Consider the following 21,669-nt stretch of genomic DNA (forward strand, 5'->3'; position numbering starts at 1 on the left):
CTGCACCATTTTGGCGCAGCTTCTTCCCTCTCAACTTCCCTCTTAATGCCGCTAACCTTCCCGTCCCCCTTATAAAGTCACCTTAAGTTAAAATTCCAGCCGAACCACATGCCGCTAAATGTCAGCACTCCGGGCGTTTTTGTTCACTCTAACGCTTATCTTCATTAATTCTAATAAACAGGGCATAAGTGTTGCTTGGTACACGTATTGCTCTGCTGAGTGCAGGGGACTAAGAGCAAAGAGTTTCAAAAAACGTTTCGCCAATAGATGCACTCATCAATAGAAAATTCGAAACGTGTGTACCGAAGATTAGCAGGCCTTTACATGCTTCATGAACCAGAACAGACCATTGCGCTTTGTAGCGACGCCACTAAGCGCTTTTTGCTAGCGGCCAAGCACGCCGAAATAACCGTGCTTGAGCAACTATCTAGTAATTGTCGAATTGTAATTGCCGTTCGAGAACTTATTCATGAACTGCAAAAAGAGCGTGGGGCCAGCAATATCTTTCTTGCTTCAAAAGGCGAGCGTTATGCCGCTGAGCGAATGCAGTATGTCAGTGCGAGTGAGCAAGCCGAATCTACACTAAAGAGCCATTTAAAGTCTCTCTACCTCACTGATGAAATCACCTCGGGCAACCCGCGCTTGTTGAGCAGTATTACGCTTGCCATGCAGGCAACAGATTACTTGCCGCGACTACGTGAGCAAGTCAGCAAGCAAATGCTGACGCCTCTGGAATCGACCCGAGCCTATAGTCGACTAGTCGCTAGTTTACTTACGGTAATTTTTGAAGCGGCGGATATTGCAAGCGACCCAACAATTACCCGGTTACTGGTTGCCCTGTTCAACTTTATACAAGCTAAAGAATACGCTGGGCAGGAACGTGCATGGGGAGCTATTGGCTTCGCCGAAACCCACTTTGATGTGCGGCTTTGCGAAAAGCTTACCGCCTTGCAGCAAGCTCAGGAACATCACTTCGGGATATTCTGTGAGTTTAGCTGCAAAGCACAAAGAGACGCACTGGAATCTTTAAATAAAAGTCCGGCGGCAATCGATATCACACAGCTCAGAAATATGATTGCACAACTCAGTGACGGCAGTCCTATTGCCAGTGAAATTTCTGAAGTATGGTTTGACGTGGCTACACGGCGTATCGACGCAATGCAGGATATTGAAGTTGCGCTAACAGAAACTCTAACGCAACAAACCAATACAAAAGTGGCCAACGCCAAAAATGAAATGGCCAATCACCAACAGTTACTTACGCGCTTTAACGATGAACATACAACTGATGGCTCGCCGCTTACCTTGCTGTTTGACCCAAGCATGCCCGGCTTAGCGGAGGACACTAAAGAAGACGAGATCAAAACGCTGTCACTCAACGAGCAGACAAAGACCCTATCTGCCCACCGCTCTTTTTATGATTTACTGCGTTCACAGGCTCAACACATAGAAGATATGGGTCGGGAGCTCGAAGAGGCCAAGCGTGCAATACAGGAACAAAAACTAATTGGGCGAGCAAAACTAGTAGTAATGGAGCAATTCGGATTAAGCGAGAACAACGCGTATCGCCGACTGCAAAAACAAGCTATGAGCGAAAATACGACCATAGCGGCTATTGCCGCTAAGATCGTAAATATTACAACAAAGACTACTGCTCAAAGGTAGCTACTCTCAATTGAGTCACTTCTAGTTTAATTAAGCGCGTCCTAGCTCTTAAGGAGAAACTGAAGTCAACAAAGGCCAAACAGTAAGCCAATTCTTAGAAGCAAGTCGCTGTTTAAAAACTTCGGGCCTTGGATATTTTGGGTTAATACTTATGGTGCCGGCGAAGTTTGCTTCCAAACCAAATGGCGCGAGTATGTCTAAATCATCGTTGGCTAAAAGACGAATCGCAACACAGGTTTCTCGTTCTATCCAATAAGAAATAGCGTCGTGGCAATTTGGATAGGGAGCGTGCGCGTGAGCTACGTGCATACGCGCTTGGTTTTTAACTTGCCAATTAGCTTGAGGAACCATACGCGCTAGCTCGCGTTCTATGGCTTGTTCTTGTGCTTTTAGCCCCGGTTTGACGGCTGCAGAATTTGGTGAGTAAGCTTGCGGTTGAGGTACTGATTCCAATGTATTATCGGCACTCGCAACACTTTGCGGCGGATTAATTCCACCACTAAAGTAAATCACATCAATATCGTTGAGCGGAGTTGGTGTCGCTCTTGCGTGTAACTCATCCCATATGGCATTTCGAACAAATCCAGCACCAATGTACCCTTGCGGTAAATCGAGCGCTCTCAAAGCGCGCAGGCAACGCATACGAAAAGGATCCTGCTTAATAATGTCGCCTAGCCGTTTGAGATCTTGCACGTTTAACCTTCGTCTTTTATACGCAGTTTGCGTTTCCACTTGATGATGTAAAAGCAAAAGGCAGCCATACTGCCACCAGCAAACCACCCTGCAATAATGTCGCTAGGCCAATGCACGCCCAATAAAATGCGGCTTAAGCCAATACAAAATACAAGAAAGGTGGCTGCCATGTAGATCCACACTTTTACTGAAGCGTTTTGCGTGAAGTACGTTAACAAATAGGCGATATAGAAATAAACAAGCGTAGATAAGGTAGCATGTGCAGAAGGGAAGCTTTGTGTATACACACTTACATCCTGCATGGGCAGCGGAGGACGAGGCCTGTCGATGCCAGCTTTGAGTAAGAAGGTCGTTGCGATCCCCACGGCAACAGCAATCAAAAAAGTCAGTGCCTTTTTCTTTTCACCGGCCATCGCCAAGGCTCCGGCAACTGAAATCGTGACAAAGATAAGTGCCGTATTACTGCCTAACGCGGTGATATCGCGAAGCGCCTCTTCTTTCCAACCCGATACATTGCCTGCTTCGCTGATTACATTGAATAACGCATTGTCAAACGTAGTCAGCACGCCCATGTAGACAAACAACATCATAAGCAAAAAACCGGTGCCAAGTAGTAACACCTGAATAGAGGGTGTTTTAATGATGTCTAAGTAAGAAGCTAGCGCGCCGCTGTTTTTTGTTTCACTGCTTGTCATAAATCTACTTCCATTTAGTACAAAAAGAGCGTTATTGGTCGTGCTTGCTACCACCTAGGCAGTTTGGCGATACCATAGATTGCCCACCTCGAGCTTCCCACTCTGTAGGCGTATACGTGTGAAGTGCCAACGCATGAACAGGCCCCTGCAGCGCTTCAGCCGCAAGACCGTTAATTTCTCTGTGTCTCGCTATTAAGCGCTTGCCCTCGAAGGCATCACTCACTACCGTTACTTTGAAATGACTTTGAGCCCCTTCTGGAACATTGTGCATAAAACTCTCATCTACAACCTCGAGAAAACTCGGATTAAGTGCAGCTTCAATCGTAGTTTCCAGAAACGCTTTTACTTGCATTTGGCTTACCTTGTTCTGTGAATAAGATGTCGGAATGTAAGATTAATTCTACCACCGATAGGCTTAGCCGTCTTCGCTATACCGTGCACGTAGTGACTTTGGGTAGAACCAGCCATTATCAATACGCTACCATGCTCAAGTACTTGCGTATGCTTCTCTTTCGTTTCTTTATGCTTGAAAACAAAGGGTCTTGCTTCGCCCAAAGTAACAGATGCTATAACCGGGTTTATCCCCAATTCAGGTTCATCATCAGAGTGGAAGCTCATGCTGTCTTGCCCATTGCGATACCAGTTCGCTAAAACACTATTGAATTTTGTATTGTGCTCTGTCCCGCATAGTACCTCACAACATTTTTTAATGTCCAAAAGGCTTTCGGTCCACGGGTTCGGAGACATGGTTAGATTTGAATAGGTATAGGTACACTCTTCGTCGCCGTGCCAGCTCTGAAGGCGCGGTATTTTTACGTGTTTTCCGAACAATCGAATAGTATCCTGACGCCAGGGTAGTTCGGCCTGAAGCTGATCAAAAAAGGTATCTGATGCTTTTTTGGATAGTGCATTTGGAAAATAAGTAACATCGCCCTCTGACAGCGGAAGCTTATAGGGAGCGTGGTTGTCGTTCGGGGACTCAAATAGAGAAAATTGCATGCGTAAGTATAGTGCTTCAGTTAGTTCTCAAATCTGGCTGCGGGTACTTAGCCTCGAAAGCGTTAAGATACACTGAGACGAAAACCCAATTACACCTTAATTACGTACATTTTGCCAAGGTGGATTGTTATACCCCTTGGTTAATACTCACGCTTAAAGCGGGAGTATTATAACGAACAATAGCGAGTTATTAGGTAGAGCCACCCGCTTGATATGGTAAGATAAAGGCAGAAGATGTAACCAATTACACATTCGCCAACGGTGAATGTCTTGAGCTTTTCCCTGAAAACAGACCCCAATGAATACAGAATTTATTTTTGCCGACCGACAATTTTCGCTGATTCGCTATCCTGAAAAGCACCAGCACGTAAGCCTTCAAGCATGGGATAGCGCCGACGAGCTTATTATTGAGCACGTTGAGACGTTACTAAGTGATGAAGCACTTTCAATTGACGGCGGTGAAAATGATGGCCCGATGATGATCTTTAATGACGATTTCGGTGTGTTGGGTTGCTGGTTCTCGCATTTAGCGCCGTACTGGATATCCGACTCTTACATCTCGCTGCGCTCATTGCATGAAAATTTGAAAGCCAACCAGTTGCTGAACACATCAGAAGTTGCTGCCACAGATGAGCTTCAAACCGCGCCCGTACAAACGCTAACGAGTGTGCAGAGCTTAACGTTTAAGCCGGAAAAAGCACCGCGCCTTGTTGTACTTAAGGTGCCCCGCGCCCTTGCCCTACTTGAACAGCAGCTTATCGACTTACAAAAGTATGTGACGCCCGACACCCGTATAGTGGCAACGGGTAAAGTTAAAGCCATTACTAAATCTGTGCTTAATCTTTTTGAGCGTTATATCGGCCCCACTACCACGTCCCTTGCCCAAAAGAAGTCCCGGCTTGTGTTCGCCACGCCTCGCGAGTCGCTCAAACTATCAGACTCGCCCTATCCAACGCGCTGGCAGTGCAAGAGCACCATGGGAGCACCACTAACCATAGACAATCTAGCAAATGCGTTTTCTCGACAGTCTCTGGATATCGGCGCACGTATCATGTTGGAGCACATGACAGTAAGCGCTAACGACTTCGTAGTTGATTTAGGTTGCGGCAACGGCGTACTAGGAGTAAACGCGTTGACACTCGCTCCTGACGCCAAAGTGATCTTTGTCGACGAATCGTATATGGCGCTGGAAAGTGCCAGACTAAACGTACTTAACAACCATCCAGATAAAATTGCGCAGTGCGAGTTTGTAGCAAGCAATTGCCTAGAAACATTACTTAACCGAGAGCACAAACCGGCTGTTACTAAAATTCTTTGTAACCCACCGTTTCACCAACAAAACGCGATTACCGATCATATCGCATGGCAAATGTTTACCGATTCTCGGGATTTGCTGATTAAAAGCGGTCACTTAGTGGTGGTTGGTAACCGACACCTCGACTATCACATTAAGCTTAAGAAGTTATTTGGTGGCGCCAAGGTACTTGCGAGTGACAAAAAGTTCGTTATCTTAGGCACTGCGAAACGCTAAGCGTGCTCAATAGGCTATCCGCGAAATCTGAAATACATTCAAAGGCATTTTTATGAGAAAAATACTTTTACCACTTTTCACTGCCGTTTTGCTGCTAGGTAGCAGTTCTGCGGTTATGGCCAAGAAAGACGATGGGTCTCAGGTTCAGCCAGATAACTATTACCCTCGGGTGAAAATAGAAACCACCATGGGCGATATTGTGGTTGAACTGGACAGAAGACGTGCGCCAATTACCGTAAATAACTTTCTTCGTTATGTTGATAAGCGCGCCTACGAAGACACCATTTTTCACCGCATCGTGCCTGGTTTTGTTGTGCAAGGTGGTGGTTATACGGCAGACTTCAACGGCAAGTCGAACTTTCCAGATATCTTCAATGAGTCTGGTAACGGTTTGACTAACGACCTGCACACTATTGCAATGGCAAGACAAGGTGACCCGCATACCGCAAACCGACAATTTTTCTTCAACGTGAATGACAACAGCAGCTTAAACCCCGGAAGAGACTGGGGCTACGCGGTTTTTGGCGTAATTGTTGAAGGCGAAGATATTGTTGATGCCATGTCGGAAGTAGAAACTGAATATTCGATTCGCCTTAACGCGAATAACGTACCCATTGAGCCGATCATTATTAAAAAGATGACCGTGTTACCGCCCTTATAGCGATTAACAGATACAAACAGCCATAAAGAGCAATGCTTTATGGCTGTAATTCCAACCTGAACAAATGCTGTTTTGGGAACGTTTTGTCGAAGTAAAAGCCCTGCTTGTTAAATCCTAAGCGCTGTAAAAGCTTCTGCGACGCCATATTTTCTGGGTGCGTCATGGCTGTTAAAAAACGATAGCCCTTAGAGGCAGACCACGCTATAACACACTGACATGCCTCATAACATATACCCTTGCCTCTTGCTTCAGGCAGCATTGCAAAGCCTAAATCTGGACATTCAAATGCAAAGCGATTGAAGAGACCACAAACCCCTAAAGGTTGTTTGGTTTCGGTTAATTCGACAGCCAGCAGGCCATACCCCCACTCTTCGCGCTGCGCATTAGTTTTACCAATATAGTCACAGGCGTCGTCTACGTTATTAACGTTTTTATTTCCAATGTATTTAAGCCATAGTGCGTCTTGCTGAAGTGCTAGTATCCAATGCTTGTCATCATAGGTCAGCGGACGCAATGTAATTCTATCGTTCGTAAAAAAAGAGGTGTTCGTATTCACACTAATCCTTTTGCCAGTATGGTTAAACTAACGGGATATTATTCTTATCGTAAATAATTGTGAGCGTGTATTACCTTAATGGGCAAGGTATTCATTCACTGACGCTCACACTACCTGTTTGATAGAAGCGTGTCTATGTGTTCAATTTGCTTGCTGTCCACAAGTGCAGCTCGAGGGTATTGAGGCGCAACTCTGTCGTTTACTCTCGGATGTTCCCAAAGCGAGGTTTGCGCTATAAACCGCTTAGCCTCTTCTTGACCACCGTGCTCCAAACAACCAGCCAAACAGGTATCAATGTAAGTTTGATGGACGGGGTATGCCTCACTTGCAGGTTCACAGGCAAGGGTTTCACAAATCCAAAAAGAAAATTGTGAAAGGGTATCTTCTAACCACGTTGCATTATCAGGGTGATGTAAATGAAAATTGAGGTTTTGAGGGCTGACTTCAACAAAGCGATAGTCTTTTTCTCTTTCTTGAAGCGCGGGATTAATTTTAGTGGGGACCAGCTGGGCGTTTAGCTTACTCGTTGCATTTGCTACTGCTCCTACGTAGGTTTGCTTTTCTTCAACGCTGCGCGTTACCCAAGCCCTTTCGAAACCTGAAACGGTAACGGGGATCCCCTGAATAAAAATGTTCGAGTAACGCTCTCGGCTATCTTTACTTAGTAAGCTTCCGTAACCTAAAACCATGTGTTTTTCGGTTTGTGATTGTAGCCACTTGGCTAGCTCTTTCATTGTCACCTCTATGTCACAGCAGTGTAGCTTGCTAGTGTAAAAATGAAAAAGACGGTGTGCAATACACCGCCTTTCGTCCAATTTTATTTAGGTCACTTGTTTAAAACAACGCTCTCACACCCAGCGTGAAGTTTCTACCTGGAAGCGGTGCTTGGTCTTTTAAGAAAGAAGTATGAACACGCGCCTCTTCGTCGGTTAGGTTATCACCACGTGCAAACAATACCCAGTCTACGCCCTGTGTAGCGAACTCGTATTGAACACTCGCATTAACCAGCGTATAGCCATCGGTTGCGGTTTCAAATGATGCCACATCATTTTGATCGTCATACCAGGTGAAGCCCACATCAGCACTTAAGCCGTCGCTTACGTAGCTCAGTTCACTACCAAATCGCATAGGGGGTGTGCGCGGAAGGTTATCATCTTCAATCTCGGCGCGGATGTAGTCGCCGAAAACGGTTAAGCGTAGCGTATTGGTCAAGTCTACGTACGTTTCTGCTTCAAAACCCCAAATGTCTGCGTTGGCCTGTTGGAAGTAGTACACAGGCAAGCCTTCTTCATCGCTATGCGCTTCTTCACCGTCTAGAACATCTTCCTCATGCTCATCGTGTTCTTCATGCTCGCTCAGCGCAATTAAGCCAGTGCTCGTTTGGAAGATATAATCATCTGCCTTGTTATAGAAGAACGACGCACTGTAGCCCCAATTTCCGGTGAATTTGCGGAAAGTAATGTCTAAGTTTGTACTTACTTCCTCTTTAACACCTTTAAGCGTTTCCTCAATATGACCTTCCTCGTCCATGTCGAAAACTAGACCCACTTCATAGCTTTGAGTTGCTAAATGCTGCCCCGCCGAGAAAAGCTCTTGCTGGCTAGGAGCACGTTCGCTACGAGACAAGGTAACGGCAACCGAATGGCCTTCTGAGTATTCCCAGTTAGCGCCAGCAGAAAGTGATAAGCTGGTAAAGTCGTAGTCAGGGAAGTCAAAAGCTAAAGCGTGTGCTTCATGCTCTTCGCCCTCATGCTCATCTTCGTGCTCTTCCCCTTCATGTTCCTCACCTTCATGCATCACCTCTAGCTCCACTTCGCTAGCATCTGCATCTAAGGTTGTGTGCTCAAGGCGGCCGCCAAGTTCAAATGTGACGCTGCCTACCCTCTTTTGCTCAATAAGATAGAGCGCGTAACCCGACGTAGTATTTGCAGGCGTGAAAGCTTCCTCACCCACAGCATCGTAGTCGCTATGATTAAATTGAATACCGAACACGCCATGCCACCCATTCACTTCTTCGTGGTAGGCAGATAATCGAATATCGCTCGACTCGTTCGTAAATACAGTACCAGGCTCACCATCTTCTATTTCGGCGTGTTGGTAATCTGTGAAAGCTGCCGCGAACTTCACGTTCGTTAGGCCACGAATGGGAGAGTGCCATTCACCCGCAGCCTGGTAGCGCGTCATATCGACATCGAGTAATACACCTTCTGCGCTATGGACTTCATGCTCTTCGCCATCAAGCTCTTCTTCATGGTCTTCATGTTCCTCTTCCCCATGGCCGTGGCTATGACCAGGTACGCCATATTTGTTGTCGAGTTGTTCAACAGCGAAACCGAAGTAGCCTTCTTCGGCCACGTAAGATAAACCTGCAACGACGTTACGCGTCTCCATTGCGCTGCTTTCTAGCACACCGTTTGGTTCATCTTCATCGGGGTCGATAGACGCAAAGCCCGGAATATCCGCGTTATCTGTATCGCGATAAAACCCGTCGACATGCCATGCAATATTGCCACTGCCACCCGTTACATCTGCACGGGTATACGAGCCGTTATTCACTGTGCTATAGCTAGTTTCAGCTTCGCCTTCTACGCCGTCTATCTGATACTGAGGAATACGTTTGTCAACCACGTTAACCACACCACCAATAGCGCCACTGCCGTATTGAAGCGTTGCAGGACCGCGAAGTACTTCCACCTGCGTTGCACTTGAAAGTGTGGTGGCAACATTGTGATCTGGACCTACTCGAGATACATCAGATACATCCAAACCGTTTTGAACAATCTTTACCCGGGGACCATCACTTCCTCGAATGACCGGGCTACTTGAAACGGGGCCAAAGTAGGTACTATGTACACCCGGTGCATTTTTCAGCGTTTCACCTAAAGTTGGCGCTTCAATTTTACGTAGCTTCTCAGCGCCAATTACTGTCACTGGTGTTACCGACTCTAACACTGACGATTGAAGCGCGTTTGCGGTAACAACAATGTTCTCAACAGAAGAGGGTTCTAATACAAAATCAACGTTCTGATCGCTATTAACGTCACCTAAATCGTTATCTCCATGAATATAGTTTGAAGAATAGACATGCAGGTGAATGTGAGGCTGCTCAACATCATCAAATCGATAAATACCGTTTTCATCGGTGTAAGCTACGCGACGGGTGCCTTCTATTTTAACTTCGGCACCTGCAACAGGTTGGCCTGCGGTATCCGTGATTTTTCCCGTTACTGTGGTGGCATGCACAGGCGCACTTAACAGCCCTGCTATGGATAAACTTAGCAGCGAACGCATTTTCATGGGTATTCCTCTGTGGATGTTATAACATTATTTAGTGATGTTATAACATTTTATCCGTTACCCATTGCTTGTCAACCGCTGCTTTACTCACTTAATCTTATGTTTTTGCAATTTAATCGGACGCGCATACTGAATCCCAAGGTTTAAGCAATTCATAGCTAATTGGGCACGAAGGTACTAAGCCCTACTCACTGTGAAATCGATCACTTCTTGAATATGCTTCGCGTTGATTTTAAGCATTAACAGCCTGTCGATGCCCAGCGCCACGCCGGCACAGGCAGGCAAACCTGCATCAAGTGCACTTAAGAAGTTCTCATCAATAGGCTTAGTGGGAAGGCCATGTTCTTCGCGCTTTCTGTTATCCGTTTCAAAACGCAGTTGCTGCTCGTGTGCTGCACTGAGCTCATTAAACCCATTGGCAAGTTCAGCGCCTTGGTAATACACCTCAAAGCGTTCGGCAACCCGTTCATCAGCGGAGCTTAGCTTTGCAAGTGCTGCTTGAGAAGCTGGAAAGTCGTAAATAAAACACGGCTTTTCGATGCCAATTTTAGGCTCGATAGCATAGCTGAATAATAGCTGTAGTTTGCTGTCATAACTGAGGCTTTGCGGCGTGTGAATATCTATGTTCTGCTCTTTCATTGCCTTTAGTAACATGTCGTCATCAGCAGTTAATGGGTCAATGTTCAAATAGGATTGAAAAGCTTGCTGATAAGTCATCTTGTCGGCTGGAGCTGTCGCCAGTGTTTCTTGCAATAAAGCGTCAACCTCGTCCATTAGTGCAAAATGATCAAAACCTAAGCGGTACCACTCTAGCATGGTAAACTCAGGGTTGTGCCAGCGGCCTTCCCCTTCATGGCGAAACGCTTTACACACTTGATAAATACTACCGCTGTCAGCGCACAGTAACCGCTTCATAGCATATTCAGGGGAAGTTTGAAGATACAGCGTAGTTGGCTTACCGGATGAGGCAAAATTGAATTGTGTATCAAACGCGTCTAAATGCTCATCGGTAACCGTACCGTTTGAAAGTAAAGGCGTATCTACCTCTAGAACGTTTCGTGCGTAAAAAAACTCACGTATTGTTCTGAGTAATTCTGCTCGCGCAACACGCGCTTCATGAGTGGTAGTAGGCTGCCAAGATTGCATGTGTCCAAACCTAAAAAGAATAGCTAAAACAAAAAACCGGTACACAAAGGCACCGGCTTTACACGTAAACAGAATGTCTCAGATACTATTTTTGTGCGCGAGACACGTATTCGCCAGAGCGCGTATCTACACGGATAACTTCGCCGGTTTGAACGAATAGAGGTACGCGAACAACTGCACCAGTGCTCAGTGTTGCTGGCTTACCGCCTGTACCCGCTGTATCACCTTTAAGACCAGGATCAGTTTCAGTGATCTCTAGCTCAACAAAGTTTGGTGGCGTAACCGTGATAGGTGAACCGTTCCACAATGTAATGGTACAAACGTCGTTTTCTACCAACCACTTTTTATTCTCACCCACTGCTTTTTCGTCTGCAGCGATTTGTTCGAATGTATCGTTGTTCATAAAGTGGTAGAATTCGCCGTCGGTGTACAAGTAGGCAAGCTCCGTATCCATTACGTCAGCGCCTTCTACTGATTCACCTGAGCGGAAAGTTTTCTCTAAAACTTTACCTGAAATAAGCTTGCGGATTTTTACGCGGTTAAACGCTTGGCCCTTACCCGGCTTTACGTATTCGTTTTCTAGAATGTTGCAAGGTTCGCCGTCCAGCATGATTTTCAGGCCGCCTTTGAACTCGTTAGTGCTGTAATTAGCCATAATTCCTCTGTCTAAACATAAGGTACAAAAAGTTTCGTGGAACAAATAATACCTAAAAAACCGATTTCTGTAGAGCATAACTGGCAAAAAGAATTAGCAAGTAGCTTTACCGATCCTGCAAAGCTGTTGCAACACTTAGGTTTAGACCAAGAAAAATACGCCCAACACATTAAAGCCCGTCGACTTTTTCCTATGCGTGTTCCACGACATTTTGTGGAACTGATGGAGAAAGGCAATCCACACGATCCGCTTTTTCTACAAGTTATGCCGCTCAGCGACGAATTTCTAACATCACCAGGCTATAGCGAAGATCCGTTAGATGAGCACGATACAGCAGGCAAAGGCATATTGCACAAATACGATTCTCGCGTGTTGCTGATGGTTCGCACCGGCTGTGCAGTAAACTGCCGTTACTGTTTTCGCCGCCATTTTCCTTACGCCGATAATGCGGTAAGCAAACACCAATGGCTTCATGTGCTTGATTACCTTCGCAATAACAGCCAAATAAATGAGGTGATTTTCTCAGGCGGCGACCCACTGATGGCAAAAGACGATCATTTGTCGTGGCTAGCCAACGAAATTGCCGCTATTACTCACATAAAGCGCCTGCGTATTCACAGCCGTCTGCCGGTAGTGCTACCAGAACGAATTAGCCGTGAATTTGTTGAATGGTTTACCGCGTTACCCCTGCAAAAGGTGCTGGTGCTGCATGCAAACCACGCGAATGAGATGTCAGAAACGTTGAAAGCGCGTTTAAATACATTGCGAGAAAAAGGCGTCACCTTGCTCAATCAATCGGTATTGCTAAAAGGAATAAATGACTCTGCCGATGCAATTAGTGATTTAAGCGAAACGCTGTTTGAAGCCGGGGTGTTACCCTATTATTTGCACGTTTTAGATAAAGTACAGGGTGCGAGCCACTTTTATGTGAGTGACGATAAAGGCCGAGCAATTATGGAAGAAGCGATAAAGCGCCTGCCGGGCTTTTTGGTGCCAAAACTGGTGAGAGAAATTGGCGGTCAACCCGGCAAAACGCCTATCGACTTAAAGTTGCATCCCTAACTTACGCGAAGGTATCGACGTTGGCGCCTAACGCGGGGTTTGAAGATGACGATTTTGGTACGTCAGAAGCTGATTCCAGCAACTGAAGCGACGCTTGTCCCTCTTGCTCTTGTTGGCTTTTAGCCAACTTAAGAGAGGCCAACTCAAGTGACGCACCGGACGTTCCAGAGGCACTAGTACCTTGTAGATCCATACCATTTTCCTTTGTTGCTTGTAGCAAAGTAAAAAAATGGGCAGAATTGCCCACCTTTACGGCGTGTTGTGCATTACGTAACCAACAAGCTTCGTAATTTACAACAGTCTTTAGGTTATCGGCCTTGAAAGACGAAACTTTAATCATTATTTACCGAGTGGCATTTATTGTGGCAACAATGATAGCCACGGGATTTATACGTAAACATAAAGTGTGCGGGTAATGCGTACACTTAACACTCAGAAACAAAAGGCGCGATCATGCAACAAAGCCAAGAGATGCAAGCTGTTCATCAACAACTTCAGGAAACCATTCAAACGTTACACCGCAAAGCTGTTGATGCTGACCAGATATTAGATAATTTACAGCGCGATCAAAAAGGTAAGTTTGCAGCAGTGTTTGCTGATGACAGCGGGTTTACCACATCAGCCAAACGATTCGGCCCCTATGTACAAGAAATTGCCAGCGACTGGCAAGCGCTAAAAGAACTGGATGACGATGCGGCTAAACAAGCTCTGGCGCCACTGGTTAAAAAGATAGAATTAGCGTTGGTGACCATTGCGCAATTTCAGCAATCTCTATCTAAAAGCTAGCTCGTACTAAATTTAATAACGAAAAGCCCGCTTTATTTGCGGGCTTTTTTGAACTAGCTTCTTACTTACGGCGCACTCTCACGCCTTACCGCTTATTTTTGATAAAGCGGCAGTAAGCGAATTCTGCGTTTAATTTCCTCGACTTCTTTTAAGTACGCTTCACTGTCTACCCGTTGATATTGTTCGGTAAACGCTTGCTTACTTAAGCCTTCAGGCAGCCCATCGATAGGCGGGATGATTTCAAGCTCACTTTGAATGCGCGCAATCGCGTTTTGCACTTCCATTGCGGTCTTTGGATGGGTCGCAACTTTTGCAAACTCAGTACCCGACATATCAGCTGCCAGGTCGACAAAGCTATAGCCAGAGCCACCATTACCGCGGTCCATGAGTTCTTTAAACTCGCCAATTGCTAGGGACATGCCTTGTTCCGCCAACAATTCCAATGCAGCAGAAATAATAAAATGACGAGCCAAATCGTTGCGCTTGTGCAGCACGGCGCCTCTACGTGGTTTTAACGCCTTATCGGCATCTGGCTGGATGTCGCCCACCAAAGTACCAACTCTATGGTGCCCGACATAAACCGCCAACGCGAGAATTACCGCATTGTTATGAAGCACGGCATCTTGCGGTGTTTGACTTTGCTCTCGCGCTCGTGCCATTCCCTCACGTAAGTACTCAATAAGGGATACCGGTTTGTTCGAAAGGGCTATTTCTCTTCCAGACAAATAACGTAAGTAGTACGCAGATAATTGCTGAAGCTCGGTTTGTTCGCTTACCGACATATTCGACGCCACCACGTTTAACTCGCTTAGCAGCTCATCTAAACGCCCGACATCTAAAGTAAGCTCACCGCTTCGCATCGTCACACGCTCAACCCGCGACAACGCAATGGTGGCTATCTCTGATTGGGTATATGAGTTAACTGTGCGCTCGATAAAGCGAAGTAAAAAACGCCCCGGAATGGTTAAATCGCCAACTTGGACTTGCTCAATGCGTAAGCTATTGCCAGGCAGCACCAAGGCCGATGCGTTAACATAATAGCCCGTGTTACCAATAGCGTACGTGACGTTAATCGTCCCCGCTAATGGGGTAATATTTACCACGCCTTTAAAGTCAGGTAATGCACGCTGCAACACACCCACTAAGCTTTCGACTTGGGTTTCGGTGAGCGTAACTTGGTGGCCCTCTTCCCGCCGGGAAAACGCCTGTTGAAGCTGAGCTAGTAGCTCGTTCACACTATCAGCACCATCAAGCTGTGTGGGCGCTGTCGATGCGACTAATGGCGCTTTTTGCACAGCCATAATCGTAACCGTAGCAACGCTTACTACAAGCAGAACAACAATGATGGCAAAAGTAATCAAGAGCCATTTTACGCTACGCAATATCATGAGAAATCAGCTGTACCTGTCATAATAATTAATAAAAAATAAGTTAGCGCCTCTGGCATTCTTCGCTGTAAAACAAAGAAAGTTACGCCCTAAAGTGCTGGTTATACTACGTTATCTATTTTCGCGCCACCAGTGACAAGTGGCACGACAAGTCGGTAGTTAATCTCCACTGCATTCGCTAAGAAACGAGTTCGCCATTCACCCAGTCCTTCAAGCTTGTATACCGCACTGTAGCGCCAGACAAGTCATGGTGTTTTGACAAATCCGTGGGTATCACAACGCAGGCTAGGTTTGCCGCAAGTGCCGCTGTCATGCCGGTTTGCGTGTCTTCAATTGCTACACATTCATCTGGAATTTTTCCTAGCTTGTCCATTGCAAGCGCGTAACAGTCAGGTGCTGGTTTGCTGTTTTCAACGTCTTCAACGGCAACCACGCAAGATATATAAGCACTCAAATCATACTGAGATAAGGTTTTTTCCACCGACTTTTTACTTCCCCCAGTCACAATGCCAATGGTATAGCCTTTGTTTGCCCATTGTTTAATAGCTTCCTTAGCAAACGGCATTAAGGGGAAAGCTTGCTTGTCTAAGTAGTCGCTAATGCTTTTGTGTTTTTGCTCTGCTAGCACCTGCGGCGCTACATCAATATTAAAATGTTCGACGAGATCGACAGCATTTTGTTTTACTGGAATACCCGCCATCACTTCACAATAAAAATCCTCGCTTAGTTCAACATCGTACTTCAGCAAAATGTCTTTCCACAGGTCAAAATGTACGGATTCTGAGTCAATAAGGGTACCGTCGTGATCAAATAGTAGCGTTGTGGTTTTATCGCTTACCGCTAACTGGCGTGTTGATGAAGAAACTGAATGCAATGCCAAAATAAACCTCCTTGCTAATTTAAAGTTAAAGTTGAGAAAATATATTGGGTGACATCGATACCGCAAAAACGATAACACCTCTAGACCCTGCTGCAGTGCTTTGTTGAAGGTGATTGTTTTCATGCCATATGTCAGAACATATGCAAGAACAGTATGCCAGAACGGTGCCAGTCCTGTGGTACACTGAGTCTTTCACGAATTAGAACATTTCCAACGTGGAGCAAATTGGGTGCTTTACCACATACTAGGTTTTGCCAGTGCTGCGTTATTTTTACTGACGTGGTTAGGATTATGGTCACAAATTAAGGCCATGACGCGCTATCAACTGCACGTTGCAAGCGACAATGATGATGCCAACCACAGTCTGTCACTTAACCAGTTTGGCTCCAGCTATTTTGCTTTCTTCTCTATTTTCCTGTTCGGTATTTCAGTCGAGCCATTCAACCATTACTTGGTGTGGACACGATTTGGCGCGCTCATACTTACGCTCATTATCATTTGGAAAATATGGCAGCACAGGCGCACTAAAATTTCAGGTTACGTTGCCGCTGTTGCCCTGCTAGCTCTCATTGGCGGCACACTTTCCATTGCATTTCGCCCCTTCCCAATGCTTGCTCAGCTTGGCGCAAACACCTTAATGCTGGTCGTAACCGTCATCTTGTTTCAAGGGTCTCTGCATCAATGGCTTGTACTGCAGCGCAGACAAAAAGTAGGCTCTCTGTCATTTTCGTTGTTTCGCAATATCTTGATAAAAGACGTTAGCACTTTACTGTTTGGGCTAACAATGCCATTAAGCCAAAGCTGGCCGCTGCTTATCTTAAATGGTACGAGCGTAATTATGCGCGGAAGTATTTTGTTGCAGATGCACAAACTAAAACGCCGAGAACTTCCCGTGTCAGGGTAGTTTCTCGGCGTTTCAACATTAAACTATTAAGCAGAGTGTTCGGTACACGCTTCTGTGAACAAACATTAAAGTGGCGCGTTACAGTACCACTTCAGCCATATTACCTTTGCTTTCGAGCCATATTTTACGGTCGCCAGAACGCTTCTTAGCAAGCAGCATGTCCATCAGCTCCATCATTTCTTCAGCGTCTTCAATGGTCAGCTGAACAAGTCGACGGGTATTCGGATCCATGGTTGTTTCGCGAAGCTGTAGCGGGTTCATTTCACCCAAGCCTTTAAAGCGCTGTACGTTGACTTTACCGCGTTTCTTTTCCGCTTCAATTCGGTCAAGAATGCCCTGCTTCTCGCCTTCATCTAGCGCGTAGTACACCTCTTTGCCCACATCTATTCTAAATAGCGGCGGCATAGCAACATACACATGGCCTTGCTCTACCAAGGTTCTGAAGTGACGAACAAAGAGCGCACATAATAAGGTAGCAATGTGTAGCCCATCAGAGTCAGCATCAGCAAGAATACAAATTTTACCGTAGCGCAAACCAGACAAGTCCGTCGAGTCTGGGTCGATACCCAGCGCAACTGAAATATCGTGAATCTCCTGCGATGCCAGTACCTGAGAAGAGTCAACTTCCCAGCTATTTAAGATTTTACCGCGCAGCGGCATAATTGCCTGAAACTCTCGGTCTCGCGCTTGCTTGGCCGAGCCACCCGCCGAGTCACCCTCTACTAAAAACAGTTCAGAGTACGAAATATCTTGTGATGAGCAGTCGGTCAGTTTGCCTGGTAGTGCAGGCCCTTGAGTGACCTTTTTACGGGCAACCTTTTTGGTTTGACGAAGGCGGCGCTGTGCATTGTTGATACACATTTCAGCAAGGGCTTCAGCAATTTCAGTGTGTTGGTTTAACCAAAGGCTGAATGCATCTTTCACTACACCTGATACAAACGCGCTGGCCTGACGTGAAGACAGGCGTTCTTTAGTCTGCCCGGCAAACTGTGGGTCCTGCATTTTAGTCGACAGGATATAGGCACAGCGGTCCCAAATATCATCAGGCGATAACTTAACGCCACGGGGCATTAAGTTTCTAAATTCGCAGAATTCGCGCATTGACTCCAGTAAGCCTTGGCGCAACCCGTTAACGTGTGTACCGCCTTGCGCTGTAGGAATAAGGTTAACGTAGCTTTCCGTTACCAAATCTCCACCTTCAGGCAACCACATTACAGCCCAATCGGCGGCTTCTGTATTGCCGCTGAAAGTACCTACAAATGGCGTGTCAGACGGCAAGGTTTCAAACTCTTCTACCGCTTGGTAGAGGTAGTCTTTAAGACCGTCTTCGTAATACCACTCTTGGCTTTCTTTGGTGATCTTGTTGTCGAAACGAATGCGCAGACCCGGGCTTAATACCGCTTTAGCGCGCAAGTTGTGCACAAGTCGGCTGGCTGAGAATTTTGCCGAGTCGAAATATTGCGGGTCAGGCCAGAAGTGAACACGGGTTCCTGTATTGCGTTTACCGCAGGTATCAATAACTTGTAAGTCTTCGACTTTGTCGCCGTTTTCAAAGGCAATTTGGTATACGTTACTGTCTCGTCGAATGGTCACTTCTACGCGGGTTGAAAGCGCGTTAACTACCGAGATCCCTACCCCGTGAAGACCACCAGAGAAGGCATAGTTTTTGTTTGAAAACTTACCACCTGCGTGAAGTTTACATAGAATTAGCTCTACGCCTGATATTCCCTCTTCAGGGTGAATATCTACCGGCATACCACGACCATCGTCGATAACTTCTAACGATTGGTCTTCATGCAAAATTACTTTGATGTTAGAGGCGTGCCCAGCAAGCGCTTCATCCACACTGTTATCGATGACTTCCTGACCCAAGTGATTTGGGCGGGTAGTGTCGGTATACATACCAGGGCGGCGTTTTACGGGGTCAAGGCCGTTTAAAACCTCGATAGCATCTGAATTGTATTGATTTGACATAGTTATGGTTGTTATTTAAGCCAGCGACAAAGAAAGAGGTACGCGGCGCTTAAGCAAAGCGCCGCACAGCATAGGTTTGATGTTAGCAGGGCGAGTACAGACTGGCAATGCGCTTATTTCAGCAAAAACTCGGCAATAGCAGGCAAGTGATTTTCGTAACCTACAAAGCTGTGATCGCCGCCTTCTTCAATAACCAGATGACTTTGTGCGTACTTTTCTTCAGCCAAACGGTAATCCAGTGTTTCATCTTCTGTCTGAAGCAACACCTTGTAACTGTTTGGTTCTTTGATTGACGTTGCCTCTAACGCTTGAATTACCCCTATATCGCTTTCAACTATTTCAAACTTTTCCTTGCTGTAAGGATTTTCATGAGTGCCGATAAACCCTTGCAACAGCTCGTAGGGGCGAACTGCAGGGTTAATTAACACCGCTTTGCCTCCAAATTTTTCAAGCAAAAACGTAGAGAGATAGCCCCCCATTGAACTACCAATAAGCTTCAGCCCGTTTTCAAGCAGAGCCGGTGTGTTTTCAATAAGTGAAGTTAGCTGGTCTTCTACTTTACTGGGAAAATTAGACAGCTCTGGAATATGTAGGGTAACGTTTGCGTGATGCTGCTCAAAATACGCTTTTGTGGCTTGCGCCTTAATGGATTTCGGCGAACTTAAAAAGCCGTGAAGATATAAAATGTGCTGCATGTTTTTCTCTATTCTGTGTTCTCTTTTTCTATATTTAATATGAACTCGATGAGAGTTCAAAACTGTTCTTAACGCCAAATACTTCCAAAACAGCCACGCTTAAGCAAAGAGCGCGAAAGCTAAACCCGAACAACCTTAACGCCCACCGTGCCACCATCCATTAAGCTCATCACCTGATACCCTGGCGCTTCATTGCTAACACCGAATTCGGGACGCATTTCCCATTGCCAACAGGTAGATGGGCTGCCGTAAGAAGGCGTATTGTGCTTTCCTATCTGCTGGCGCAACGGCGAATGTACGTGTCCGTGTAGGAAGGCTTTTAACTGCGGATATTCATCTGTAAGCGATACTAACCGCTGAGCATCAACCAAAGAGTGCTTATCCATCCAACTGTTTGAAGGCAAAATGTGGTGATGAAGTGCAACGAGATGATTGGCCTGTGGTGACCTAATTAGCGCTTGTTCTAGCGCCTGAATATCGCTTTCTTTTACTTCCCCGGCTGCCGTTTGCTTATTGGTTATAGCGCGGGTATCCAGGCCGTGTATTTGCCAATTGGGAAAGCTTATCGGGTCATTGCTCTTTAAATGACGGCTGCCAAGATATTTTTCAAAGTACGGATTATTATCGTGATTACCCGCCAGCACAAACCATTCTATATTTGCTGGCTCAATATATTGCTCCATCAATGCAATAAAATGCTCGTAGCTCTCAGATGAATTATCGCCGCTAATATCCCCAGTCACCAACACAATTACTTGATGCTTTGCCCTCTGTTCTGACTCGCTGGCAGCTTTTTGAGCAACGTAATTTTTAATATCAGCGCTATCAACAACATATTCTTGAATGCTACTGAGCACGCGTGCTAGCGATTTATAGGGCGCTATACCCGCATATCCCGTTTTATTTTTATCTTTCAGTAAGTGGCAATCACTGAGTTGTATAAGTGTAATCACGCTTCAGAGGTAACATTTGAGGAGTGTTGCAAACAGAAGTTTAGCCACTCAGCTAAAAAGATGTTCACCATATGCTTTTCGTTGCGCTGGCGCATCTTTAAGTTCGGATACTCGTAAGAGGGTTCGAGCGCTCCCGTATTTTGGCTATTGATAACCTCCGCCATGCGAGCGTCGTGATATAGGCGCACCGTCATACTAGGCGTTAAGTAAGACGGCATGTCTTTAGTGGTTTGCTTAATACTTAATGTACTGGTGTAGCGAGCAGACTCCACAATGCGTATTTCATAAGACAGGCCCACTCCTACCGAAAATTCATAGCTCAAATCTTCCGCATCGCAATCAGGCAAAATTCTTAGAACATGGGAGTAGTTCAGTTCGCAAAGCGCCTGCATGGAAGGAAGATGAGGTACATATTTTCGTTGGTTGCGTTGAGTCACGATGTCTGCCACTGCTCCAGAAGTTGTGTTTTGTGCATAAAGAACCATTGTAGCGCAATTACCGCTGCGGCGTTGTCAATATGGCCATTTTCCAACCATTCAAGGGCGGTGTTTTCTTTTATTCGGTGTACTTTAATGTCTTCAGACTCGCTTTCTAAGCCGTGAATGCCTTGCGCTTGGCTAGCATCAGTCTTTGCTATAAAAATGTGTAATCTTTCGGTCGTGCCGCCCGGGCTCGATAAATAACTCAGCGCTTTGGTTAATTTATCTAGGGTAATACCTGCCTCTTCCATAGACTCTCTATGGCATACCGCTTCAGGTGTTTCACCTTCATCAATCATGCCAGCAATAATTTCTATCAACCAAGGGCTTGAAGATGTGGCTAATGCCCCAATTCTTACTTGCTCGATTAGCACAAACTCTTGAAGAACTGGATCGTAAGGCAAAACGCCTACTGCATGACCGCGTTCAAATATTTCTCGCGTGACGGTATCACTCCACTCTCCATTAAAACACTTGTGCTTAAATTGATACTGATTCATGGTAAAGAAACCACGATACACTGGCTTAATGTCAGTGATTTCGACGTCATTTGAGGTAAATGAAAGGAATTCCTTGCTCATTTGCTGACACTTATGGTTCAAATAGATTTATCATACATAGTACATTTACACACCAACCATGTATATGCG

23 protein-coding genes are annotated in these 21,669 nt (G+C 45.8%); 6 read left to right on the top strand and 17 right to left on the bottom strand.

The features are described 5' to 3' along the window. The first annotated feature begins 324 nt into the window (after positions 1-324). Positions 325-1,665, top strand: coding sequence for a nitrate regulatory protein (locus tag QME20_RS04090; RefSeq protein WP_281715496.1), 1,341 nt, complete (start codon positions 325-327; stop codon positions 1,663-1,665). A 48-nt stretch (positions 1,666-1,713) separates the two neighbouring features. On the opposite strand, the gene QME20_RS04095 is transcribed toward QME20_RS04090, so the two are convergent. Genes QME20_RS04095 through QME20_RS04110 form a run of 4 tightly spaced genes read right to left on the bottom strand, consistent with a single transcriptional unit; the run spans position 1,714 to position 4,052 of the window. Next, positions 1,714-2,358: a nucleotidyltransferase family protein gene (locus tag QME20_RS04095; RefSeq protein ID WP_281715497.1), complete on the bottom strand. Its 645-nt coding sequence runs from the start codon at positions 2,356-2,358 to the stop codon at positions 1,714-1,716. Between the two features lie 2 nt (positions 2,359-2,360). Further along, entirely contained in the window at positions 2,361-3,053 is a 693-nt protein-coding gene (locus QME20_RS04100) for a phosphatase PAP2 family protein (RefSeq protein WP_281715498.1), read from the bottom strand. 31 nt (positions 3,054-3,084) lie between these two features. After that, positions 3,085-3,405 carry a BolA/IbaG family iron-sulfur metabolism protein gene (locus QME20_RS04105; RefSeq protein WP_014948226.1) on the bottom strand — a complete coding sequence of 107 codons (321 nt, stop codon included), beginning with the start codon at positions 3,403-3,405 and terminating at the stop codon, positions 3,085-3,087. Positions 3,406-3,410: 5 nt separating this feature from the next. Further along, the gene (locus QME20_RS04110) at positions 3,411-4,052 is read right to left on the bottom strand and encodes an alpha-ketoglutarate-dependent dioxygenase AlkB (RefSeq protein ID WP_281715499.1); all 642 of its coding nucleotides are present in this window, start codon (positions 4,050-4,052) and stop codon (positions 3,411-3,413) included. Between the two features lie 298 nt (positions 4,053-4,350). Here QME20_RS04110 and QME20_RS04115 point away from each other — a divergent pair, with 298 nt between their 5' ends. Further along, entirely contained in the window at positions 4,351-5,583 is a 1,233-nt protein-coding gene (locus tag QME20_RS04115) for a methyltransferase (RefSeq protein WP_281715500.1), read from the top strand. 52 nt (positions 5,584-5,635) lie between these two features. Next, on the top strand, positions 5,636-6,244 hold the full coding sequence (locus tag QME20_RS04120) for a peptidylprolyl isomerase (protein ID WP_281715501.1): 609 nt from the start codon (positions 5,636-5,638) through the stop codon (positions 6,242-6,244). Positions 6,245-6,281: 37 nt separating this feature from the next. On the opposite strand, the gene QME20_RS04125 is transcribed toward QME20_RS04120, so the two are convergent. The 5 genes from QME20_RS04125 to efp form a co-directional block, all read right to left on the bottom strand. Further along, entirely contained in the window at positions 6,282-6,800 is a 519-nt protein-coding gene (locus QME20_RS04125; RefSeq protein WP_281715502.1) for a GNAT family N-acetyltransferase, read from the bottom strand. 110 nt (positions 6,801-6,910) lie between these two features. Then, a complete protein-coding gene (locus QME20_RS04130) occupies positions 6,911-7,534 on the bottom strand; it encodes a gamma-glutamylcyclotransferase (RefSeq protein ID WP_273071572.1) in 624 nt (207 codons plus the stop codon). Between the two features lie 100 nt (positions 7,535-7,634). After that, entirely contained in the window at positions 7,635-10,097 is a 2,463-nt protein-coding gene (locus QME20_RS04135; RefSeq protein WP_281715503.1) for a TonB-dependent receptor, read from the bottom strand. 177 nt (positions 10,098-10,274) lie between these two features. Beyond that, positions 10,275-11,243, bottom strand: a complete 969-nt coding sequence (gene epmA, locus QME20_RS04140) for an elongation factor P--(R)-beta-lysine ligase (RefSeq protein WP_348648734.1) — start codon at positions 11,241-11,243, stop codon at positions 10,275-10,277. An 85-nt stretch (positions 11,244-11,328) separates the two neighbouring features. Then, positions 11,329-11,898, bottom strand: coding sequence for an elongation factor P (gene efp / locus QME20_RS04145; RefSeq protein WP_014975647.1), 570 nt, complete (start codon positions 11,896-11,898; stop codon positions 11,329-11,331). 36 nt (positions 11,899-11,934) lie between these two features. Between efp and epmB the strand changes: the two genes are divergently transcribed. Continuing rightward, positions 11,935-12,960 (top strand): EF-P beta-lysylation protein EpmB, encoded by a 1,026-nt coding sequence (gene epmB / locus QME20_RS04150; RefSeq protein ID WP_281715504.1) that lies wholly within the window; start codon positions 11,935-11,937, stop codon positions 12,958-12,960. Position 12,961: 1 nt separating this feature from the next. Here epmB and QME20_RS04155 read toward each other — a convergent pair whose 3' ends face one another. Further along, the gene (locus tag QME20_RS04155) at positions 12,962-13,153 is read right to left on the bottom strand and encodes a hypothetical protein (RefSeq protein WP_044556911.1); all 192 of its coding nucleotides are present in this window, start codon (positions 13,151-13,153) and stop codon (positions 12,962-12,964) included. 260 nt (positions 13,154-13,413) lie between these two features. Here QME20_RS04155 and QME20_RS04160 point away from each other — a divergent pair, with 260 nt between their 5' ends. Further along, positions 13,414-13,746: a hypothetical protein gene (locus QME20_RS04160; RefSeq protein ID WP_083648647.1), complete on the top strand. Its 333-nt coding sequence runs from the start codon at positions 13,414-13,416 to the stop codon at positions 13,744-13,746. Between the two features lie 92 nt (positions 13,747-13,838). Here QME20_RS04160 and QME20_RS04165 read toward each other — a convergent pair whose 3' ends face one another. Both QME20_RS04165 and QME20_RS04170 read right to left on the bottom strand, forming a co-directional pair. After that, positions 13,839-15,134 (bottom strand): hypothetical protein, encoded by a 1,296-nt coding sequence (locus tag QME20_RS04165; RefSeq protein ID WP_281715505.1) that lies wholly within the window; start codon positions 15,132-15,134, stop codon positions 13,839-13,841. 178 nt (positions 15,135-15,312) lie between these two features. Further along, positions 15,313-16,014 (bottom strand): HAD family phosphatase, encoded by a 702-nt coding sequence (locus QME20_RS04170; protein WP_281715506.1) that lies wholly within the window; start codon positions 16,012-16,014, stop codon positions 15,313-15,315. 229 nt (positions 16,015-16,243) lie between these two features. On the opposite strand from QME20_RS04170, the gene QME20_RS04175 reads away from it, so the two are divergent. Next, the gene (locus QME20_RS04175) at positions 16,244-16,918 is read left to right on the top strand and encodes a hypothetical protein (RefSeq protein WP_281715507.1); all 675 of its coding nucleotides are present in this window, start codon (positions 16,244-16,246) and stop codon (positions 16,916-16,918) included. Between the two features lie 78 nt (positions 16,919-16,996). On the opposite strand, the gene parE is transcribed toward QME20_RS04175, so the two are convergent. The 5 genes from parE to nudF form a co-directional block, all read right to left on the bottom strand. After that, entirely contained in the window at positions 16,997-18,892 is a 1,896-nt protein-coding gene (gene parE / locus QME20_RS04180; RefSeq protein WP_014997265.1) for a DNA topoisomerase IV subunit B, read from the bottom strand. A gap of 113 nt (positions 18,893-19,005) precedes the next feature. After that, complete coding sequence (locus QME20_RS04185; RefSeq protein ID WP_171337534.1) at positions 19,006-19,587, bottom strand: YqiA/YcfP family alpha/beta fold hydrolase; 582 nt, start codon at positions 19,585-19,587, stop codon at positions 19,006-19,008. 119 nt (positions 19,588-19,706) lie between these two features. After that, positions 19,707-20,540, bottom strand: a complete 834-nt coding sequence (locus QME20_RS04190; protein WP_171337535.1) for a metallophosphoesterase — start codon at positions 20,538-20,540, stop codon at positions 19,707-19,709. Further along, on the bottom strand, positions 20,537-20,932 hold the full coding sequence (locus tag QME20_RS04195) for a DUF1249 domain-containing protein (RefSeq protein WP_281715524.1): 396 nt from the start codon (positions 20,930-20,932) through the stop codon (positions 20,537-20,539). Before QME20_RS04195 ends, QME20_RS04190 begins: the two co-directional genes overlap by 4 nt. 41 nt (positions 20,933-20,973) lie before the next feature. Further along, a complete protein-coding gene (nudF, locus tag QME20_RS04200) occupies positions 20,974-21,600 on the bottom strand; it encodes an ADP-ribose diphosphatase (protein WP_281715508.1) in 627 nt (208 codons plus the stop codon). Between the last annotated feature and the right edge of the window lie 69 nt (positions 21,601-21,669).

Source organism: Alteromonas sp. CyTr2, from assembly GCF_947311905.1.
GTDB classification, from domain to species: domain Bacteria; phylum Pseudomonadota; class Gammaproteobacteria; order Enterobacterales; family Alteromonadaceae; genus Alteromonas; species Alteromonas macleodii.